Here is a 16,197-nt window from a genome sequence, read left to right as displayed (position 1 = left end):
TTCTTGGAACGGGCAGCAAGCTTTGACCGAGATTTTGAGCCAGTTGAAGGCCTGGGTGGTGCAAGCAAACAATCACCTAAATGCATATCTGCAAAAGATAAGGAGGCCTGACAATTCTCTCCAACCTCAGGGCCGGCATGCGACCTTAGCGAATTTTAAGCCAATGGTTAACGAGGGGGGAAGCGATTCGGATCAGCTAATCGCTGTGCAATGTACGTGAACGGCCACTCGAAAACATCGGCCATGATCTGATTTGCTTTTGATTTTGGTGTGCTAGTAGAAGATTGGTAATTCCAAATAACGCTTGTTAGGCCGAGTGCTGAAGCTCATTTAGATATTCGGATATCGTATTCAGCAGCTCATTAACTGATGATGAGGAAAATCCCGCTTTTATTTCTGCTTGGGCCATTTTGACAGTTTGTAGTAACGATGAAAGGTGCTCGCTGCGGATTGCCGCCTCCACAACTTCTTTTCTGTTGGATATATCTGAGAAAGCAAGATGTATGTAGTTGTCTAAAGAATTAATGTTTGTGTGACCTGTCCATTGTTGCACCTCACGTTTGAAGGATTCAGTGTTGATTAGTAAGTTCCTGAACTCATCAGAATTGTTAAAGTCATGCTGAATAATCAATTTTATGAAATATTGAGTGATGAAGCGATGTCTGTACATGTGTGGAGATAAGCGCTCATTGATGCCAGCTAGTCCCGCCAACTCTGAGATCTCTTGTGTGATCGTATTTGGCATTAGGCCCTTTCCAGTGCGTGCACTGATAAACAGCAAGCCATCGTCCTCAACTCCCAGAGATTTAATTTTTGGGAGTCGGTTAAATTCAATATAAGAAACGATGAATTTTAAATCCGGAATTGAGATGGGCAAGTATCGATGATGGATTGAGTTTCCGCGCTTTTTCGCCGTCATCAATTTTAATCCGATGATAGGCTCATGAAGCGCTGCATATACATCATGCGTCGTTATCGAAACCAGTTCAGAACGTCGGCAACCAGTATGGGCGAGTAGTTTAAGCATCACGAATCTACGCTTTCTGAGAAATAGGTCCTCAGTACCAGCGGCTGCGTCGATAATGGCATTCGAATGAGCCTCAGTAATCGGGAATCTTTTTTTGTCAGGCGATGGCTCAGGAAATGAACGGTGATGCCAATAGTATTTGGTGATGCGCTTTCTTCCCTTCCCAATATCTATTTCAGCTTTTCTTTTTTCAGCTCTGATCACTCCATCTTTACCGACAAACTCATCTCTACCGGTGATTTTTCCGATATAGGCCAGTAAGTCGATACAGTTTTTCCCTATCGTAAGTATTGAAGTTGTCGACCGAAGTGTGTGTGTCGTAGACAATGATTTCTTGTTGTTAAGCAACGTCTGCATGAATAGTATAAAGAGGCTATCGGTCATTTGCGCAACATCAATCGCGTTATCCGAACAAAAACGCAGTAAATGGCTTATGTTGCCCGCATAGGTTTTTAATGTTCCGCCTTTGTTATTGCGAGACAATCCTTTTCTATAAAGAGAATGCATGTAGCAATTAGAGTAGTGACACCATGTACCGTTAGGGTAGCGAAGCATCGGGATGTACGAAGCCGAGTTGAAAATATATGTTTGATCGGAAAGTAGAGCTAAAGGTAGCTGAAAGTGCGCTGATGTCAAACGATAAAGTTTAGTCATTGGTCGTGACTCTGGGATATTTCAATAGTGCATAAATTTCCGATTGTTGTTTTTCGCAGAGTTGAATATTTACTATATTGTTTGTCTTCTTGGCGTACGCTCTCGCCTGTTCCATGCTTGTTTCTAATGCGATGGTGTAGCAAAGAATTTCTTCGTTGAGAAACTGTATTTCTTTTTTAAGAGCAATGACGTCGTCTTTTAACGTTCTAGGTTTGTCTTGAGCAGAAATCAGAACCACTACTGGGGAACACACTTTTAGTGCCAAAATTCTTGCATGATCCATAGCCTCAAAGCCTCCTGCAAGAAAGCAATCAGCACGGGTCTTCAACGTATTTAAAGAGCAAGGATAGATGTTTTTATCCGGAGCTGAGTGTCGAGCTAATGAGCCTTGTGATTTTAAGAAAGCTCCTATTGCTGATTTCTGATATTTGTGTGGATGAGAGGCAATATCGAGAAGTAAATTGTAAAGGTTGATTGTCGAATGGAGTTTTTTGTTCATATTGATTTTATCAGCTTAGTTGCCAGCCTATATGTAGTTGCGTCGTCTATTTTAATAAAATGTGGCTCGACAGTTAGCGAGTGGTTTTCGATTAGTGTTTCCAAGTAGATTTCTACTTCTTGAGAATCCAGTATGGTAAATTCAGATGTTCCAAAATGTGAAAGTAGAGCTGCCGCGAGTTCATTGGATACCTCTTTATCGCCAGCCGCTAAGGAGTCTGCCAGATAAGCTGCTTTTACCCCGCGAAGTACTTCTCCGGGAGTGGCTTCAGTAATGTAATGATAGAGGTGTTCAAGATCTGCATGGCCCAAGAACCATCTTAATGTGTCGAGGCCACCAAATGAATTGCCCCAAAAAAATATCATCGAAAAGCCGCGCCTCAGTTGGTGCTGGCGGAAATAAAATCTTGATCCTTCGCTGTTTCGAGGTGCCTCAATGTAGTCGCAGAAAAAATCAATACTTCTATTGTAGGCAGGCGAATGTAAGCTCTTTTTTAGTCCTTTTGCATATCTGTCAGGCGGGGCGAACAAATATGTATGTTCAATAATGAGTTTATTTTTGAGCAGCAGGCTTTGGAAGTTTTCCAATGTTTCAATAATGTGAACGCCGATACTTGGAATGGGTCTTTTTAAAATTTGTTTATTGGATAAAAATCCGGATTTTGCGTTAAAAAATATTAAATTTCGCTTTGAGTCATCAAGGCACTCAAACGGCATCAAGCTTTTAAGTTCCGATTGGCGCCGCGCCATCAGTAATCCGATGATCAATTGCGCTGCGCCATAATATACTCGTAACAGTTCCCACAGCCCCTCGTTACTGCGGAGCCTGTTAAAATACTCCTGAACTTTGTTTTCTCTAAGTTCTTTAGAGAGTTTTTTGCCAGCCAGCATCTTGGTGCTAAGACTCCAGCATTGGACTCCTAACCCAGCTAGGCGAGGTGTGATAGCTTTGCGAACCCACCAATCCGAATCAGGATCGTTTACGCTCTCCCCATACTTTGCTTGAGCAGCAATGACAGCAGAAGCAGATTGGAAAATGTCTTCTCCGTACTCGTAAATAAAATCGATAGCCTTTTGCAGCGCAGGTAATAGGATACTCGGCCTCAATGTCTTAAAACGCATGGTTTGCGCTAAATTTAGGTGCGCTTTCAAAGCACTCAAACTGAGCTTAGTAAAAGCATGACTGGGAATTTCAATTCCTAATTCTGGCAGTTTGTTTATCGCCATAAAAGTTGCATAATATTTGGTAAACTGTCGATCTGACATCGAGTCTTCATTTGCCGTGCGAACCCCAACGACATTGTACTCAGTTGTCATCCCCGGATAAGGGGCCAGATTTAGCTCAGGTAAAGCACTTTTTATAGCGCCCCCCACAAGGGTATTTTTATAGATGTGTGATGCCAGTCGGGTGATGCTTACCGTTAACCTGTACCCCGAGCTGAGAATGGGACTATAATAATCGTTCTCATGTAGCCATATTTTGACTTTAAGAGTTTCGCTTGGCGAAAGGCCATATGCTGTTTCATTTTGAATCATTAAAACATAGAGATCGGGATTTTTTTCAGCGAAACGTAAGACAATCTGATCGCTACACTCACTGGATCTTCTTAGGAAATCGACCACAGTTTGCCGCCAGTTATAGACCCCTTCAGCAATTTTTTCCGAACTCGACAACTGATAAAAAAACGATGCGACATCGTTTTCTGTTAGAAGGTTTAATCCATGGCTGGCGAGCTTAAGGCGCGAACTGTTCAGCAAAAGGTAGTCAATGATGTTTATCGCTCTTCGCGTGTTAGCGTACGCGGTGATACTACCTGGTTTTACACCTTGATTTAAATTCTGGGTATTCTGAACAGTTATCCAGTTTTTGAATAATTTCAATAATTTTTTGTTTTTGGGGTCGGAAAGTTTAGACCCGTCCTCGAGCTCCACGTTGAAATTTACACAAAATCTATACCCGTGCGCGAAATCAAAGCACCATACGTTGGAATCAAAGTCCGAGGTCAACCATTCGCTCTCAAACCGAGTTTTCTGGGAGGGGAACATTTCTTCCAGAAAGGCCAGCGCGTGAATATTTTCTTTCGCGTTCATTTAAATGGTTATCCCTAGTTTGTTTTTAGCGTTAGAGAGTGCAAGCTGGATGTCTGGTCGATCACTAAGGCATGAGTCAACGTGAGTGATTATTTTAGAGCTGAGATCTTTCCAAAGACTTGATTGTAAATGGCTGCTAGATTTGTACCTTGAATCATTAAGCTTTAATAGTTCTTCAAAAATTTGTTCATTCAGTGATACCAATATAGAGCTGTCGGGCCGCGCCTCGCTAAAGCGAGTGTTTGATTCCTCAGGGGGGAGTTGTATCGAGTGGTTTAATAAAAACTCCTCAACCTGCTCTAAGCTGTCAAAACCTGAAGCCTTCAGTTTGTATGGGCTCCCATCCATCGCTTCGATAATTATTCCTGCTTGAAAAATTCTAATCCATCGATCCTGAAAGAAATCCCAAATGGGTGCTGGGAGATAGCGCGCTAACAACGATGGATCAAATGATTTATGGCCAAGAGCTTCGGACATTTTTTTTGCGCTTTTTGATTCTAAATAGATCATTACTCCAGCGGTCGCGCGAATTGTGGAGAGATTAGCGCGTTGTGCGAGGTACGTAGCTTCAGCATGATCTAGGTTCGTGTATTTCTTTAAGCCGGATACCAGTCTTTCTATTGGGATGGGTGATGTGGTAACCGAAGCTAACTTTGGTCGCTGAAATTTGCCGAAGCTTCTAACTGCGGATAATAATAAATATCTGTAATTATCATCTCCAATAGATTGTAGGTATCGTCTGCCGTAGTCGGTGACGTCGATTATTTGTTGAACAAGATATGCACCGTACTCGCAAAGGCTAATAGTCTGCTCAGCTTCACGGTGCCCTCTACGAAGTTTATATCCAACTAATTGATACCCGTTGTCGGTTGGGATGAAACCAATTTTTTTCCCATGCTCATCATATATCTCCAAGTTTTCCAAGAAACCAACGGTGATTTTTGGATACAGACTTACGAGTAGTAGGCAGTGTGGGTACAATGAGCTTGTTGTTGCTAATCCTAGCTCATATGCTGTTTCTGCAAATGGCGAAGCAAAAATTTGGACAGCTCGCTCCATTATATATGAATAGGAGTGCTCTTCGATATTTCGTGCTGCATTAGCAAAGCACGCTGGATTATTCCGATCTCTCATCCATTGAATTTGGCCTCCCTCGTTTTCTCCAGATCCACCGATCCAGCGCAGTGTTCCATTCGGCGCTTCTCGCAATCGTCGATTTAGTCTGGCGTCCAGATCTGCGACTTCAGCTTTAGCCCAGGTTGTTAAGTCGTTCATTGATGAGTTTAGGCTGTCAAAGATGTGGTAGATAGCCGCTTGGTCGGTAATCTCTAGTGGAATATCGTGCAATAATTTTGAATGAACGAGTGTTCCGTCATTTCCAGTGCTGATTCTTGAAGCCGCATCGGTATAGAGTCTCTTTGGTAACACGGGTAATCCAGCATACCCCCCACTTAGTAGGGATGCTGGAATGAGTTGGTTGCGCACGAAAGCTGAGAATTGTACGTTCCAGGCCGATGCGATGGTGCTTAGTTTCTGACCTTTTCCGCTATCATATGCTGTTGTAACGTAATACTTCACAAAACGATCCCAGAATTCGCTCATGAATACGTCTGAAGTTAAGTGTGTAGGTGTGATATCCAATAGTTGAGTCTCTATAAAATCTCCTAGATTCGATAGCATTGGCATTGCTCGATAACGCCTTCCTGATAGGAAGATATGAGTTTCAGAATAGAGTTTCCTTGTAAAGTTGGCACCAAGCTTTCGGTAAAACGCCCATAAGGGAAGAAAATGCATCCCTCCAGAAACATTCAGCAACGGCCATCCTCGCCAATATTCTATTTTTTGGGGGCATTGCTCTAAGCTATTCAGCACACTTATGTATTTGTTTATTTCTTCGATAGTCAAGGGGAATGAATAATCTTTCTTGGTGGGGTATTTCTCTGATAGGAAAGGAATTATTGATATGAAAAACCTCGCTCGTTGGGCGCGAAGTAGCGGAGTCGTTTCAATATGTTTTTCTGAATATAAAAAACCTAGGAAGCCTTCCGCCACCTTTCGGAATTTCGATTGCGATCGCGGAGTTGCCGCCTGACGGGTTATCTGGAGGTAGCACTCAAAGCTTTTAAGCGTAATCTGCTTCACTGATGAACATAGCCGACCACGGCTCGACGTTGCGTCGGTAAATATTGCCCTTTGGTATTCATTCAGCTGCTCATACGGATAGTGATCATAGTGGACCCCATTTGAGAAGATTGGCAACGATTCGATGGACGGAAATGCCATGGTAAACCCTTGATCTGACGGTCTAAATTCGATTTTGACAACCAAACCTAAAAAGTCAAAAGCATAGTTCATCAAGGAATAGCACGCCATGGTGGGCGAGGGTGATTTCCCCGGGCTGAGGCTTTGACCCGCCACCCACCAGCGCCGGGCCCGACGCTGAGTGGTGAGGTTGGCGAAAAGGACGTTGCGGCCAGTGACTCAGGGGCGCGCAACTGGCCACCGACTGAATGGCCGCGACCTCCAGCGCCTCGCTTTCGGCCAAGGGTGGCAGCAGCCCCGGCAGTCGACTCGCCAGCAGTGTTTTGCCTGTTCCCGGTGGCCCACTGAGCAGCAGGTTGTGAGCGCCTGCTGCGGCAATCAGCAGCGCCCGTTTGGCCGCGAGCTGGCCCTGTACTTCACTCAGGTCAGGGTAGGGTTTGCTGGCGTGCATCAAGCCGTCGGACACGTATGGAGCGATGGGCTGGTGCCCGTTGAAATGAGCCACGGCCTCCAGTAGATGATCCACGGCGATCACCTGCAGGCCCGATGCCAGGCAGGCTTCTTCGGCGTTCGCCCGCGGTACCAGCAACGTTCGACCCGCCTTGCGCGCCGCCAGGGCGGCGGGCAATACGCCGCGCACCGCCCGCACCGCTCCCGACAACGCCAGTTCCCCCAGGCATTCCACGTCATCCAGTGTCAGCGCTGGCACCTGAACGCTGGCCGACAGAATCCCCAAGGCAATCGCCAAATCAAACCGTCCACCATCCTTGGGCAAATCCGCCGGGGCGAGATTGAGCGTGATGCGTCGCGCGGGAAACTGCAGCCCGGAATTGATAATCGCACTGCGCACCCGGTCTTTGCTTTCCTTCACTGCAGTTTCGGGCAAACCGACCATCGTCAGTGACGGCAAGCCATTGGCGAGATGGACTTCCACGGTGACGGCGGGTGCATCCACGCCAATCTGGGCGCGGCTGTGGACGATGGAGAGGGACATGGTCGTTCCTTGAGCTGACGGAGACCGCTTCCTGCGGTGGTTTCAAGGGTAGACGGGGATTGTGTCTACGGGACAGGGAAAGCTTCGCAGGATGTTGCGAGCGTCTTTCTGGTAGGGGAAAGCGTAAGGAGGTGGGAAGTACCAAGAACCGCCTTGGCGCATTTGCATAAGTGAAATCAGGTTATACACTGAAGATTAATGCATAACGTTAAGCTTTATATTATGATCGTTAGCTTTAAGTGTTCTGAGACCGAGTACCTGTTTCGCAACGGTAAGACCCGTATGTGGTCAGCCATTCTGGGTGTCGTGGAGCGAAAACTGACGATGCTTGATGCTGCTGCCGTTCTGACGGACCTTCGATCACCACCAGGCAATCGCCTGGAGGCGCTGGATGGGAGTCGAAAAGGTCAGTACAGCATCCGTATCAATGCTCAATGGCGAATTTGCTTTGTATGGGGTCCTAACGGACCAGCGAATGTCGAAATCGTCGATTATCACTGAGGTGAGTAATGACTAAGAATGGTATGCGCCCGGTTCACCCTGGCGAGATCCTCAAAGAGGAATACCTTGAGCCTCTGAGCCTTACGGCGGCAGCCTTGGCCCGAGCGTTGAGCGTGTCGACTCCGACGGTGAATGACATTGTGCTTCAGCGTCGAGGCGTCAGCGCTGATATGGCACTCAGGCTATCTATCTGCTTGGGCACAACCCCCGAGTTTTGGCTGAACCTGCAATCGACTTACGATTTGCGTAGAGCCGAGATTGAAAGGGGGGCGGCGATTCGGGATCAGGTTGAGCGTCTTCCGCACTGCGCCTGATTCATCTGGGGTTAAACGAAACCCAGCTGGCCTGCTGGTAGCCCAGCTACCTAATCGTTGAGGCAGCACTGCGCAATTGATAGAATTCCGGTCAGGGCTCTTACAGAGCAGGGGTGTTGAGGTTCACTACGAAATTGCCTTAACACTGTGGATGTGCAGGATTCGTAGATCCTGTGGTAGCGGCAACCGGCAACAGTGGTTGGCTTTCGACCCCTTTCGAGAGAGGTTTCTCGGACGTGCTAAGCGAGCGCTGCGACTACCAGCCCTGAATGCATTGTAAAAAGGCGCCTATGGCGCCTTTTTTGCTTTCAGGGTACCAACACTCATCGCTCCGCGGTTGCGATGGCTCTTGTACGCGGTCACGACCGAATAGAAGTTTTCCCCCCTCATTATCCAACTACGGCGACAGGATCGCGCAATCGCGTGCACCTCGGACAATTGTGAGACGGCATCCATCACGTGCCTGGTAACGCGCGTATAACACTTGGGCACCTTGGATCAAAATTGCCGCAACAAATGCCGGAACCTCATCGATTGACATGCAGGCCCATGCAGAAGTTAGCGGAGCAAAACGAGGGACGAAGTCAGCTCCAGCACGCAGTTCTTGTAGGACCGTTCTGAAATGTTTGAAGGGCAATGCCTGAACAGCCGGGGCGCTCTTGTTTGCTGGGGGGCTGCTTATGATCATTGCAGATCAAGCCACCCGGAGAAGGGAAGATGGACAGTAATGGAATGCGCTCGATTTATACCGAAGAAGCTCCAGAGCAGGAGCTGCTTGAACCATCGGGTGCAGCGGGGGCTGATCTTGCAGGCCAGCGTTCAGGTTATGAGGTAGCGCTGACAAGGCTTGTCGCGCAGAGCGCAGGCGTCAGTCCGGACCTGGCCAGGAAGCTGGCTGTTCAGTTCGATACCACGCCCGATTTCTGGCTGAATCTGCAATCGCATTACGACGCGCTCAGCGACGATATCGAGCGTGTTAGCTGCCTATAGCGACTGCAATGCTCGCGAGGCTTTTTTCCACCATGGCACGTTGACGGCCTGTTGCACCGGTTCTTCATCAGGCAGCAGATGCGGCACATCCTGCAGCCGAATCCACGGCTGGTTGTTCCAGTGCAGCAAACTCAAGGACATATCTGGCCAGATCAGCCGGCTCAGGGTCGGACGTTCCGGGCTATCGGGTTGTGTGGCGTCCCTAAGGGCGGGTACCACGTCGTGAGTCAGCCATTCGCGCAGGCTTCTGTACTCGGGGCAGTAGTGATAGATCAGTAGTGCGTAGACGCCGGATTCACTGATCAGCAGCGTGTTTTCGAGGCTGCCATTGAACAGTATCTGTGCGTACTGGTGCTGGTCGGGATCGAGTTTACGAAGGGTACGTTCGTTGAGACAAATCCCTATTAATCTACCGAGGTCCCGGGCGCTGAACCAAGGCTGGTTTTCCAGCAGAAGGGCGTGGAGAGGGCGTTTGTGGCGGGTGAAGACGTGGGGGGGCAGATAAGCTTCATCGCAGTTCATTGATACAGCTCCTTTTACTCAACGGGCTGCATGCGTTCCGGGTCGCCAAACCCAGTGCTGAATGTTCAGCAGAGGCGAGCTTAGGAGATCGTGTTGTATGGCGCAATCTGAAATCTGCTCAATGGGCTGCCGGCCGTCATCGCCAAACGAATGGGTGGCAGCTGTGCGCGGGTTGGCGAACCGGAGCAAAAGGAACCCGGCAGACCCGAGGGTCTCCCACGCACAACCGCCATGACTGGGGTCGATGATCGTAGTACACCTTTGGCTTTCAGGTCGCCAAACCTGGGGATCAAAAGATCGCAGCCTTCGGCAGCTCCTACGCAAGCAGGTGATTTGGGCTGTGAGGGGAGGCGGGCCTTTTTGCGAATATGCCCGCTCCCACAGGGATTGGCGGTGTTTATTCGGCTGGCGGGTTGAGCTTTGCTTCCATCTCGGCCACTTTCGCTTCGAGGCTTTCCAGGCGTGCCCGAGTGCGTGCCAGCACGACCATCTGGCTATCGAATTCTTCACGGCTCACCAGGTCCAGCTTGCTAAAGCCGCTCTGCAACAATGCCTTGAACTGGCTTTCGATTTCGCTTTTCGGCAATGGCGTGTCGCCGCTGAAAAGGCGCGAGGCGGTACCCGTGAGGGCGTCGAGGAAGTCTTTGGGCGCGAGCATGGGAAAGGTCCTGGAAACAATGGCGAGCAGTGTATCACGCAGTGTCTATAGTCAATCCCGAGCACGGGATGCACGGTTTTCGCGCATGGGGACGAACGGTATCGCACCGTTGTTGTGCGTATACGTCGCATGTTTTTCGCCCATTCGGCTGCATGCCCGGCCAAGGGGTTGAATTCAGGCGCTTTTCAAGAGATGGCAAGCTTTCTGCTAAGAGCCTAGTAACCCATGCACTGATGCAGTCGCTGTGACGAATGCAGTGCGCCGGGCGAAACGGGGAAGTGTTTCGCCAGGAGCGGTTAACTGGCGTCGGACGGGCAGGTAGGGCCGACGATGCGTTACAAAGCCAGGCACTGCGCTTAGACTTGAGTCGGGTTTGTTTTCCTGGGGCAAGTCCACCAATTCGGGAGAGAGTTTTCATGAAGCTAGTCACTGCCATCATTAAGCCGTTCAAACTGGACGACGTGCGCGAGTCTTTGTCCGAGATCGGCGTGCAGGGCATTACCGTTACTGAGGTCAAAGGCTTCGGTCGGCAGAAGGGTCACACCGAGCTGTATCGCGGCGCGGAATACGTGGTCGATTTCCTGCCAAAGGTGAAGATCGATGTCGCCATTGACGACAAGGATCTTGATCGGGTTATCGAGGCGATCACCAAGGCAGCCAACACCGGCAAGATCGGTGACGGCAAGATCTTCGTGGTCAATCTGGAACAGGCGATTCGCATCCGTACCGGCGAAACCGATACCGACGCAATCTAAAAGCCGCCACAAACCCAACGCCCCAGGAGAAAACAATATGACTCTGCGTAAATTCGCAGGGCTAGGAGCCCTGTTGTCCCTCGTAATGCCCAGCCTGGCTATGGCGGCAGACGAAGTGGCGGCCCCAGTCCTCAATTCCGGCGACACCGCCTGGATGCTGACCTCGACAGCCCTCGTGCTGTTCATGACCATTCCCGGCCTCGCGCTGTTCTACGGCGGCATGGTTCGCTCCAAAAACATTCTTTCCGTGATGATGCAGTGCTTCGCCATTACCGGTCTGATCAGCATCCTGTGGGTCATTTATGGCTACAGCATTGCGTTCGACACCACCGGCATGGAGCAGGGCGTCGTCAACTTCAACTCGTTCTTCGGCGGCATGGGCAAGGCGTTCCTCGCCGGTGTCACGCCATCGAGCCTGACCGGTCCTGCGGCGCTGTTCCCTGAGGCGGTGTTCATCACCTTCCAGATGACGTTCGCCATTATCACGCCTGCGTTGATCGTCGGTGCTTTTGCCGAGCGGATGAAATTCTCCGCCATGCTGATCTTCATGGGCATCTGGTTCACCCTGGTGTATGCACCGATCGCGCACATGGTCTGGTCCGGCAACGGCGGCCTGATGTGGGACTGGGGCGTGCTCGACTTCGCGGGCGGCACCGTGGTGCACATCAACGCCGGTGTGGCGGGCCTGATCTGCTGCCTGGTACTGGGCAAGCGCAAAGGTTTCCCGACCACGCCAATGGCTCCGCACAACCTCGGCTACACCCTGATGGGTGCTGCGATGCTGTGGGTCGGCTGGTTTGGCTTCAACGCCGGCTCTGCGGCTGCTGCCAACGGCACTGCGGGCATGGCGATGCTGGTTACCCAGATCGCTACCGCTGCCGCCGCCCTGGGCTGGATGTTTGCCGAATGGGTCACCCACGGCAAGCCTAGCGCATTGGGTATTGCCTCGGGTGTGGTAGCCGGTCTGGTGGCTGTCACTCCGGCCGCTGGTACCGTGGGCCCGATGGGTGCCCTGGTGATCGGCCTGGCTGCAGGCGTGGTGTGCTTCTTCTGCGCGACCACCCTGAAACGCAAACTCGGCTACGACGACTCCCTGGACGCCTTTGGTGTGCACGGTATCGGCGGTATTCTCGGCGCGATCCTCACCGGCGTGTTCGCCGCACCGGCCCTGGGTGGTTTCGGCACTGTGACCGATATCGGCGCACAAGTCTGGATCCAGCTCAAAGGTGTAGGCTTCACAGTGATCTACACCGCGATCATCACCTACATCATTCTCAAGGTCCTGGACGCCGTCATGGGTCTGCGAGTGACTGAGGAAGAAGAGGCGGTGGGTATCGACCTGGCACTGCACAACGAGCGTGGCTACAACTTGTAAGTTTTGCGCAAAAAATAATGCCCGGTTCGCCGGGCATTTTTTTGCCCCGGATTTGTCACTGGAAGGGAAGCTGAAAGGTTTTTTCCTCGAGCTTTGGCTACCTTTGTACCGAGCGATTTTGTGCGGCCAATGGCTTACAGCAACGAAGGAATATTAGGGCCTTTGTTTTTTCCCAGAGCGCGCTAGAATGCGCCCCGAACGTGCGGAGAACTGTATGTGGCAACAGACTCTGATTACCTTGCGGGCGAGGCCCCGGGGCTTTCATCTGGTAACAGACGAGTTACTCGCCGGTTTGCCTGAAATCAGGGCATGTCGGGTCGGTCTGTTGCACTTGTGGCTGCAGCACACCTCGGCGTCGTTGACCATCAACGAGAACGCCGATCCGGCGGTACGTCGCGACTTCGAACGATTTTTCAATCGTCTGATCCCACAAGGAACAGTCGGCTTTGAGCACAACGACGAAGGGCTGGACGACCTCCCGGCGCATTTCAAGGCCAGCGTGCTCGGCTGTCAGCTCAGTTTGCCGATTTCGGCAGGCCGACTGGCGTTGGGAACCTGGCAAGGCGTTTATCTGGGCGAGCACCGTGATCATGGTGGTGCTCGTAAAGTCCTCGCCACCTTGCACGGTGAAGGGGCATAAGCCATTGGTCATCAATGGCGGTTGAATTTTTTCTGGCAGCCGTCGACAGACGGCAAAGCTGGGCTATAACTAATCTGCTTTTCGCAAGTCATGAGGTAGAACATGAGCGACGATGATCTGGAAAACGACGACCTCGAAGTAGGCGACGACGACGAAACCGAAGAAGGTCTGGAAGCAGCGGCGGAAGACGTCGCTGAAGACGATGGCGGTGAAACGCCCGTTCCGACCGCCAAAGGCAAGGCCAAGGCTGCGGTTTCGGTCGATGAGCTGCCGAGCGTCGAAGCGAAAAACAAAGAGCGCGATGCGCTCGCCAAAGCCATGGAAGAGTTCCTGGCCAAAGGCGGCAAGGTGCAGGAAGTGGAGGCCAATGTGGTCGCCGATCCTCCCAAGAAGCCTGACAACAAGTACGGCAGCCGGCCTATCTAGGCGCTTGCCCTTGCTTGCTGAAAAAGCCCGCCGTCGCTGCGGGCTTTTTCATGCCTGAAAATCAAAAGATCGCAGCCTTCGGCAGCTCCTGCATTTTATTGTGTACACCTGTAGGAGCTGCCGAAGGCTGCGATCTTTTCAGCCGCGCCTCAAATTTTTGTCGCACTCCACCGCGCCAGCAACGCCGGTAATTCGGTCAGGCTGCGGATTTCGGCGTCCGGGGCCTTTTCGGCTTCCCACGCCTTGCCCGCCGGGTTGAACCAGATGGCCCGCAGTCCTGCCTGTTGTGCTCCGGCAATGTCGTCGCCCGGATGATCACCGATGTGCACGGCGGTCTGCGCCGTCGCACCTCCACGTTGCAGCGCCTCATGAAACAGGCGCGCATCGGGCTTGGCGATGCCGATGTCTTCGGCACACAAGGCGAACTTGAAATAATCCGCCAGCCCCAGCCGTCGAACGTCGGCATTGCCATTGGTCACGACCCCGAGGGCGTAGTGCCTGGCCAGCGTCTCCAGGGTCGGCGCTACTTCGGGGAAGATTTCCAACTGGTGGCGCGCATGCAGAAACACTTCAAAACTCTGGTCAGCCAGATCAGTGGCTTCTGCGTGGGTGTAGCCAGCGTCCTCCAGTGCATGGAACAGGACACGGCGGCGCAGGGCGCTGATGCGGTGCTTGAGGCCGGGTTCGTTGCCCAGGATGCGCTCGCGAATTGCCCACAAGTGCTCGACCGGTACTGCGCCCAGGTTCGGCGCGTGTTCGGTGAGCCATTGGCGCAACACGGCTTCGGCGCTGACAATCACCGGGGCGGTGTCCCACAGGGTGTCGTCGAGGTCGAAAGTGATCAATTGGATCGTCATGAATCATCGCCCTTAATGCGTTTGGCCCGTGGGTGGGCATTGTCGTAGACCGTCGCCAGGTGCTGGAAGTCCAGGTGGGTATAGATCTGGGTGGTCTTGATGTCCGAGTGGCCGAGTAGCTCCTGCACGGCGCGCAGGTCCTGCGAAGACTCCAGCAGGTGGCTGGCGAAGGAGTGCCGCAGCATGTGCGGGTGCAGGTTCTGCCCCAGCTCGCGTTCACCGGCGGCTTTCACCCGAACCTGAATCGCCCGTGGACCAAGGCGCCGGCCCTGTTGGCTGACAAACACCGCGTCATCTGCGGGGTTGGCCATGGCGCGCAATGGCAGCCACAACTCCAGCGCTTCACGGGCTTTCGCGCCGACGGGCAAGAGTCGGGTCTTGCTGCCTTTACCGAGCACCTGGACCATGCCGTCGGCCAGGTCCAGTTGATCGAGGTTGAGCCCGGTCAGCTCCGACAGCCGCAGGCCGGAGGAGTAGAACAACTCCAGGATCGCCTGATCGCGGCGTGCCAGAAAATCATCTTCCACCCCACCCTCGAGCAGTTGCAATGCCCGATCGGTGTCCAGGGTCTTGGGCAGGCGACGCTCGCCCTTGGGCGGTGCCAGGCCATTGGCCGGGTCGTGATCGCACAGCCCTTCACGGTTCAGGTAGTGATAGAGCCCGCGCACTGCCGACAGCAGGCGCGCGAGGCTGCGGGACGACTGGCCTTGGGAGTGCAGGCGGGCGATCAGGCCTCGCAGGCGCTGGATGTCCAGGGCCGCCCAGCTGGCGATGTTCTGTTTGACGCACCAGCCCAGCACTTTGTCGAGGTCGCGACGATAGGCCTGCAGCGTGTGAGGCGACACCTGCCGCTCACTGCGCAGGTGTTCGCAGTAAGCGTCCAGTTGTCGCTCCACGATCAGCGTACCGAGCGCAGCGGATTGTTCACCCGTGGCAGCACGCGGCCCATGACTTCGGCGATGTAGCTGAGGAACAGCGTTCCCACCGAGCTTTTGTAGTGCTGCGGATCACGGCTGGCGATGGCCAGTACGCCGTGGATGCCTTGATGGCTGATCGGGACGACAGCGGTCGAACCGATCTGCTTGCGTTGCTCCTCGCCAAAGAGGAAATCCAGCTCGTGCTCACGCAGGCTGCCGGCGACGCTCTTGTCCTCGGACAGCAACCCACCAATGGCGGCCTGGGCGTCGGCATGGGTCACCCAGCGGCCAACCGGCATCGGGTTGTCACCGAGCAGGATCAGGCTGACAAAGGGCACCTGGAAGTCCTGGCGCAGGCTGTCCTCGACGCCGATCACCACATCTTCGAGGCTGGCAGCATCCATCAGGGCGAGAATCAGGCGCCGGGTCTTGTCGAAGAGACGATCGTTGTCCCTGGCCACGTCCATCAAGTACGACAGGCGATGTCGCAGTTCAATGTTGCGGTCGCGCAGAATGGTCATCTGGCGTTCGACCAGCGAGATGGTGTCGCCGCGCTGATGCGGAATGCGCAAGGCTGGGAGCAGTTCTTCGTGCTCGATGAAGAAATCCGGATGAGCCTCCAGGTACGCGGCAATTGCCGCCGCCTCAAGGCTTTCGGAAGGGGATTCGTCGGGCTGTAGGGCGGGTACCTGGGGCTTGTCGGTCATCGGATTGAC

At 52.4% G+C, this 16,197-nt stretch carries 16 protein-coding genes and 1 pseudogene; 7 read left to right on the top strand and 10 right to left on the bottom strand.

The annotated features are described in order from the left end of the window. Positions 1-307: 307 nt before the first annotated feature. From AAEZ09_RS11520 to AAEZ09_RS11500, 5 genes and pseudogenes are all read right to left on the bottom strand, one after another. Entirely contained in the window at positions 308-1,681 is a 1,374-nt protein-coding gene (locus AAEZ09_RS11520; protein WP_238706143.1) for a tyrosine-type recombinase/integrase, read from the bottom strand. Beyond that, positions 1,674-2,180: a hypothetical protein gene (locus tag AAEZ09_RS11515; RefSeq protein WP_282410953.1), complete on the bottom strand. Its 507-nt coding sequence runs from the start codon at positions 2,178-2,180 to the stop codon at positions 1,674-1,676. The genes AAEZ09_RS11520 and AAEZ09_RS11515 overlap by 8 nt, the downstream gene beginning before the upstream one ends. Continuing rightward, on the bottom strand, positions 2,177-4,270 hold the full coding sequence (locus AAEZ09_RS11510) for a hypothetical protein (RefSeq protein ID WP_282410952.1): 2,094 nt from the start codon (positions 4,268-4,270) through the stop codon (positions 2,177-2,179). The genes AAEZ09_RS11515 and AAEZ09_RS11510 overlap by 4 nt, the downstream gene beginning before the upstream one ends. Beyond that, entirely contained in the window at positions 4,271-6,625 is a 2,355-nt protein-coding gene (locus AAEZ09_RS11505; protein WP_350599545.1) for a hypothetical protein, read from the bottom strand. It abuts the gene before it with no gap. Beyond that, positions 6,618-7,526: pseudogene (locus AAEZ09_RS11500) on the bottom strand (YifB family Mg chelatase-like AAA ATPase); the annotation flags it as partial. The gene AAEZ09_RS11505 and the pseudogene AAEZ09_RS11500, both read right to left, overlap by 8 nt. Before the next feature lie 222 nt (positions 7,527-7,748). On the opposite strand from AAEZ09_RS11500, the gene AAEZ09_RS11495 reads away from it, so the two are divergent. From AAEZ09_RS11495 to AAEZ09_RS11485, 3 genes are all read left to right on the top strand, one after another. Beyond that, positions 7,749-8,027: a type II toxin-antitoxin system RelE/ParE family toxin gene (locus AAEZ09_RS11495; protein WP_045059705.1), complete on the top strand. Its 279-nt coding sequence runs from the start codon at positions 7,749-7,751 to the stop codon at positions 8,025-8,027. An 8-nt stretch (positions 8,028-8,035) separates the two neighbouring features. Beyond that, positions 8,036-8,341: a HigA family addiction module antitoxin gene (locus AAEZ09_RS11490; protein WP_045059703.1), complete on the top strand. Its 306-nt coding sequence runs from the start codon at positions 8,036-8,038 to the stop codon at positions 8,339-8,341. A 717-nt stretch (positions 8,342-9,058) separates the two neighbouring features. Further along, positions 9,059-9,331 (top strand): helix-turn-helix transcriptional regulator, encoded by a 273-nt coding sequence (locus AAEZ09_RS11485; RefSeq protein WP_350599544.1) that lies wholly within the window; start codon positions 9,059-9,061, stop codon positions 9,329-9,331. Here AAEZ09_RS11485 and AAEZ09_RS11480 read toward each other — a convergent pair. Next, positions 9,326-9,853 carry a BRO-N domain-containing protein gene (locus AAEZ09_RS11480; RefSeq protein ID WP_350599542.1) on the bottom strand — a complete coding sequence of 176 codons (528 nt, stop codon included), beginning with the start codon at positions 9,851-9,853 and terminating at the stop codon, positions 9,326-9,328. The two genes, AAEZ09_RS11485 and AAEZ09_RS11480, sit on opposite strands and share 6 nt — an antisense overlap. 397 nt (positions 9,854-10,250) lie before the next feature. Continuing rightward, the gene (locus AAEZ09_RS11475) at positions 10,251-10,511 is read right to left on the bottom strand and encodes an accessory factor UbiK family protein (protein WP_205891720.1); all 261 of its coding nucleotides are present in this window, start codon (positions 10,509-10,511) and stop codon (positions 10,251-10,253) included. A 416-nt stretch (positions 10,512-10,927) separates the two neighbouring features. On the opposite strand from AAEZ09_RS11475, the gene glnK reads away from it, so the two are divergent. The 4 genes from glnK to sutA all read left to right on the top strand — a co-directional run bounded on the left by glnK (position 10,928) and on the right by sutA (position 13,707). Next, a complete protein-coding gene (glnK, locus tag AAEZ09_RS11470; protein WP_002555808.1) occupies positions 10,928-11,266 on the top strand; it encodes a P-II family nitrogen regulator in 339 nt (112 codons plus the stop codon). Between the two features lie 37 nt (positions 11,267-11,303). Beyond that, positions 11,304-12,641: an ammonium transporter gene (locus AAEZ09_RS11465; protein ID WP_122841012.1), complete on the top strand. Its 1,338-nt coding sequence runs from the start codon at positions 11,304-11,306 to the stop codon at positions 12,639-12,641. A 214-nt stretch (positions 12,642-12,855) separates the two neighbouring features. After that, a complete protein-coding gene (locus tag AAEZ09_RS11460; RefSeq protein ID WP_350599541.1) occupies positions 12,856-13,281 on the top strand; it encodes a secondary thiamine-phosphate synthase enzyme YjbQ in 426 nt (141 codons plus the stop codon). Positions 13,282-13,383: 102 nt separating this feature from the next. After that, a complete protein-coding gene (gene sutA, locus AAEZ09_RS11455) occupies positions 13,384-13,707 on the top strand; it encodes a dormancy-specific transcriptional regulator SutA (RefSeq protein WP_045059697.1) in 324 nt (107 codons plus the stop codon). Positions 13,708-13,856: 149 nt separating this feature from the next. Here sutA and AAEZ09_RS11450 read toward each other — a convergent pair whose 3' ends face one another. Genes AAEZ09_RS11450 through AAEZ09_RS11440 form a run of 3 tightly spaced genes read right to left on the bottom strand, consistent with a single transcriptional unit; the run spans position 13,857 to position 16,188 of the window. Continuing rightward, positions 13,857-14,564 carry an HAD family hydrolase gene (locus AAEZ09_RS11450; protein WP_045059696.1) on the bottom strand — a complete coding sequence of 236 codons (708 nt, stop codon included), beginning with the start codon at positions 14,562-14,564 and terminating at the stop codon, positions 13,857-13,859. Then, on the bottom strand, positions 14,561-15,460 hold the full coding sequence (gene xerC / locus AAEZ09_RS11445) for a tyrosine recombinase XerC (protein WP_045059695.1): 900 nt from the start codon (positions 15,458-15,460) through the stop codon (positions 14,561-14,563). The genes AAEZ09_RS11450 and xerC overlap by 4 nt, the downstream gene beginning before the upstream one ends. 2 nt (positions 15,461-15,462) lie before the next feature. Then, positions 15,463-16,188, bottom strand: coding sequence for a DUF484 family protein (locus tag AAEZ09_RS11440; protein ID WP_350599539.1), 726 nt, complete (start codon positions 16,186-16,188; stop codon positions 15,463-15,465). Between the last annotated feature and the right edge of the window lie 9 nt (positions 16,189-16,197).

Origin of the sequence: Pseudomonas sp. 65/3-MNA-CIBAN-0223 (genome assembly GCF_040310425.1) — a bacterium.
GTDB classification, from domain to species: domain Bacteria; phylum Pseudomonadota; class Gammaproteobacteria; order Pseudomonadales; family Pseudomonadaceae; genus Aquipseudomonas; species Aquipseudomonas gregormendelii.
The sequence above is the reverse complement of the archived record's forward strand: the minus strand, read 5'-3'. Positions and strand labels throughout refer to the sequence as shown.

Bases quoted from the DNA above. Each gene is read 5' to 3' on its own strand.
- AAEZ09_RS11520 (WP_238706143.1), bottom strand. From the start codon at position 1,681: ATGACTAAACTTTATCGTTTGACATCAGCGCACTTTCAGCTACCTTTA.
- AAEZ09_RS11515 (WP_282410953.1), bottom strand. From the start codon at position 2,180: ATGAACAAAAAACTCCATTCGACAATCAACCTTTACAATTTACTTCTC.
- AAEZ09_RS11510 (WP_282410952.1), bottom strand. From the start codon at position 4,270: ATGAACGCGAAAGAAAATATTCACGCGCTGGCCTTTCTGGAAGAAATG.
- AAEZ09_RS11505 (WP_350599545.1), bottom strand. From the start codon at position 6,625: ATGAACTATGCTTTTGACTTTTTAGGTTTGGTTGTCAAAATCGAATTT.
- AAEZ09_RS11495 (WP_045059705.1), top strand. From the start codon at position 7,749: ATGATCGTTAGCTTTAAGTGTTCTGAGACCGAGTACCTGTTTCGCAAC.
- AAEZ09_RS11490 (WP_045059703.1), top strand. From the start codon at position 8,036: ATGACTAAGAATGGTATGCGCCCGGTTCACCCTGGCGAGATCCTCAAA.
- AAEZ09_RS11485 (WP_350599544.1), top strand. From the start codon at position 9,059: ATGGACAGTAATGGAATGCGCTCGATTTATACCGAAGAAGCTCCAGAG.
- AAEZ09_RS11480 (WP_350599542.1), bottom strand. From the start codon at position 9,853: ATGAACTGCGATGAAGCTTATCTGCCCCCCCACGTCTTCACCCGCCAC.
- AAEZ09_RS11475 (WP_205891720.1), bottom strand. From the start codon at position 10,511: ATGCTCGCGCCCAAAGACTTCCTCGACGCCCTCACGGGTACCGCCTCG.
- glnK (WP_002555808.1), top strand. From the start codon at position 10,928: ATGAAGCTAGTCACTGCCATCATTAAGCCGTTCAAACTGGACGACGTG.
- AAEZ09_RS11465 (WP_122841012.1), top strand. From the start codon at position 11,304: ATGACTCTGCGTAAATTCGCAGGGCTAGGAGCCCTGTTGTCCCTCGTA.
- AAEZ09_RS11460 (WP_350599541.1), top strand. From the start codon at position 12,856: ATGTGGCAACAGACTCTGATTACCTTGCGGGCGAGGCCCCGGGGCTTT.
- sutA (WP_045059697.1), top strand. From the start codon at position 13,384: ATGAGCGACGATGATCTGGAAAACGACGACCTCGAAGTAGGCGACGAC.
- AAEZ09_RS11450 (WP_045059696.1), bottom strand. From the start codon at position 14,564: ATGACGATCCAATTGATCACTTTCGACCTCGACGACACCCTGTGGGAC.
- AAEZ09_RS11440 (WP_350599539.1), bottom strand. From the start codon at position 16,188: ATGACCGACAAGCCCCAGGTACCCGCCCTACAGCCCGACGAATCCCCT.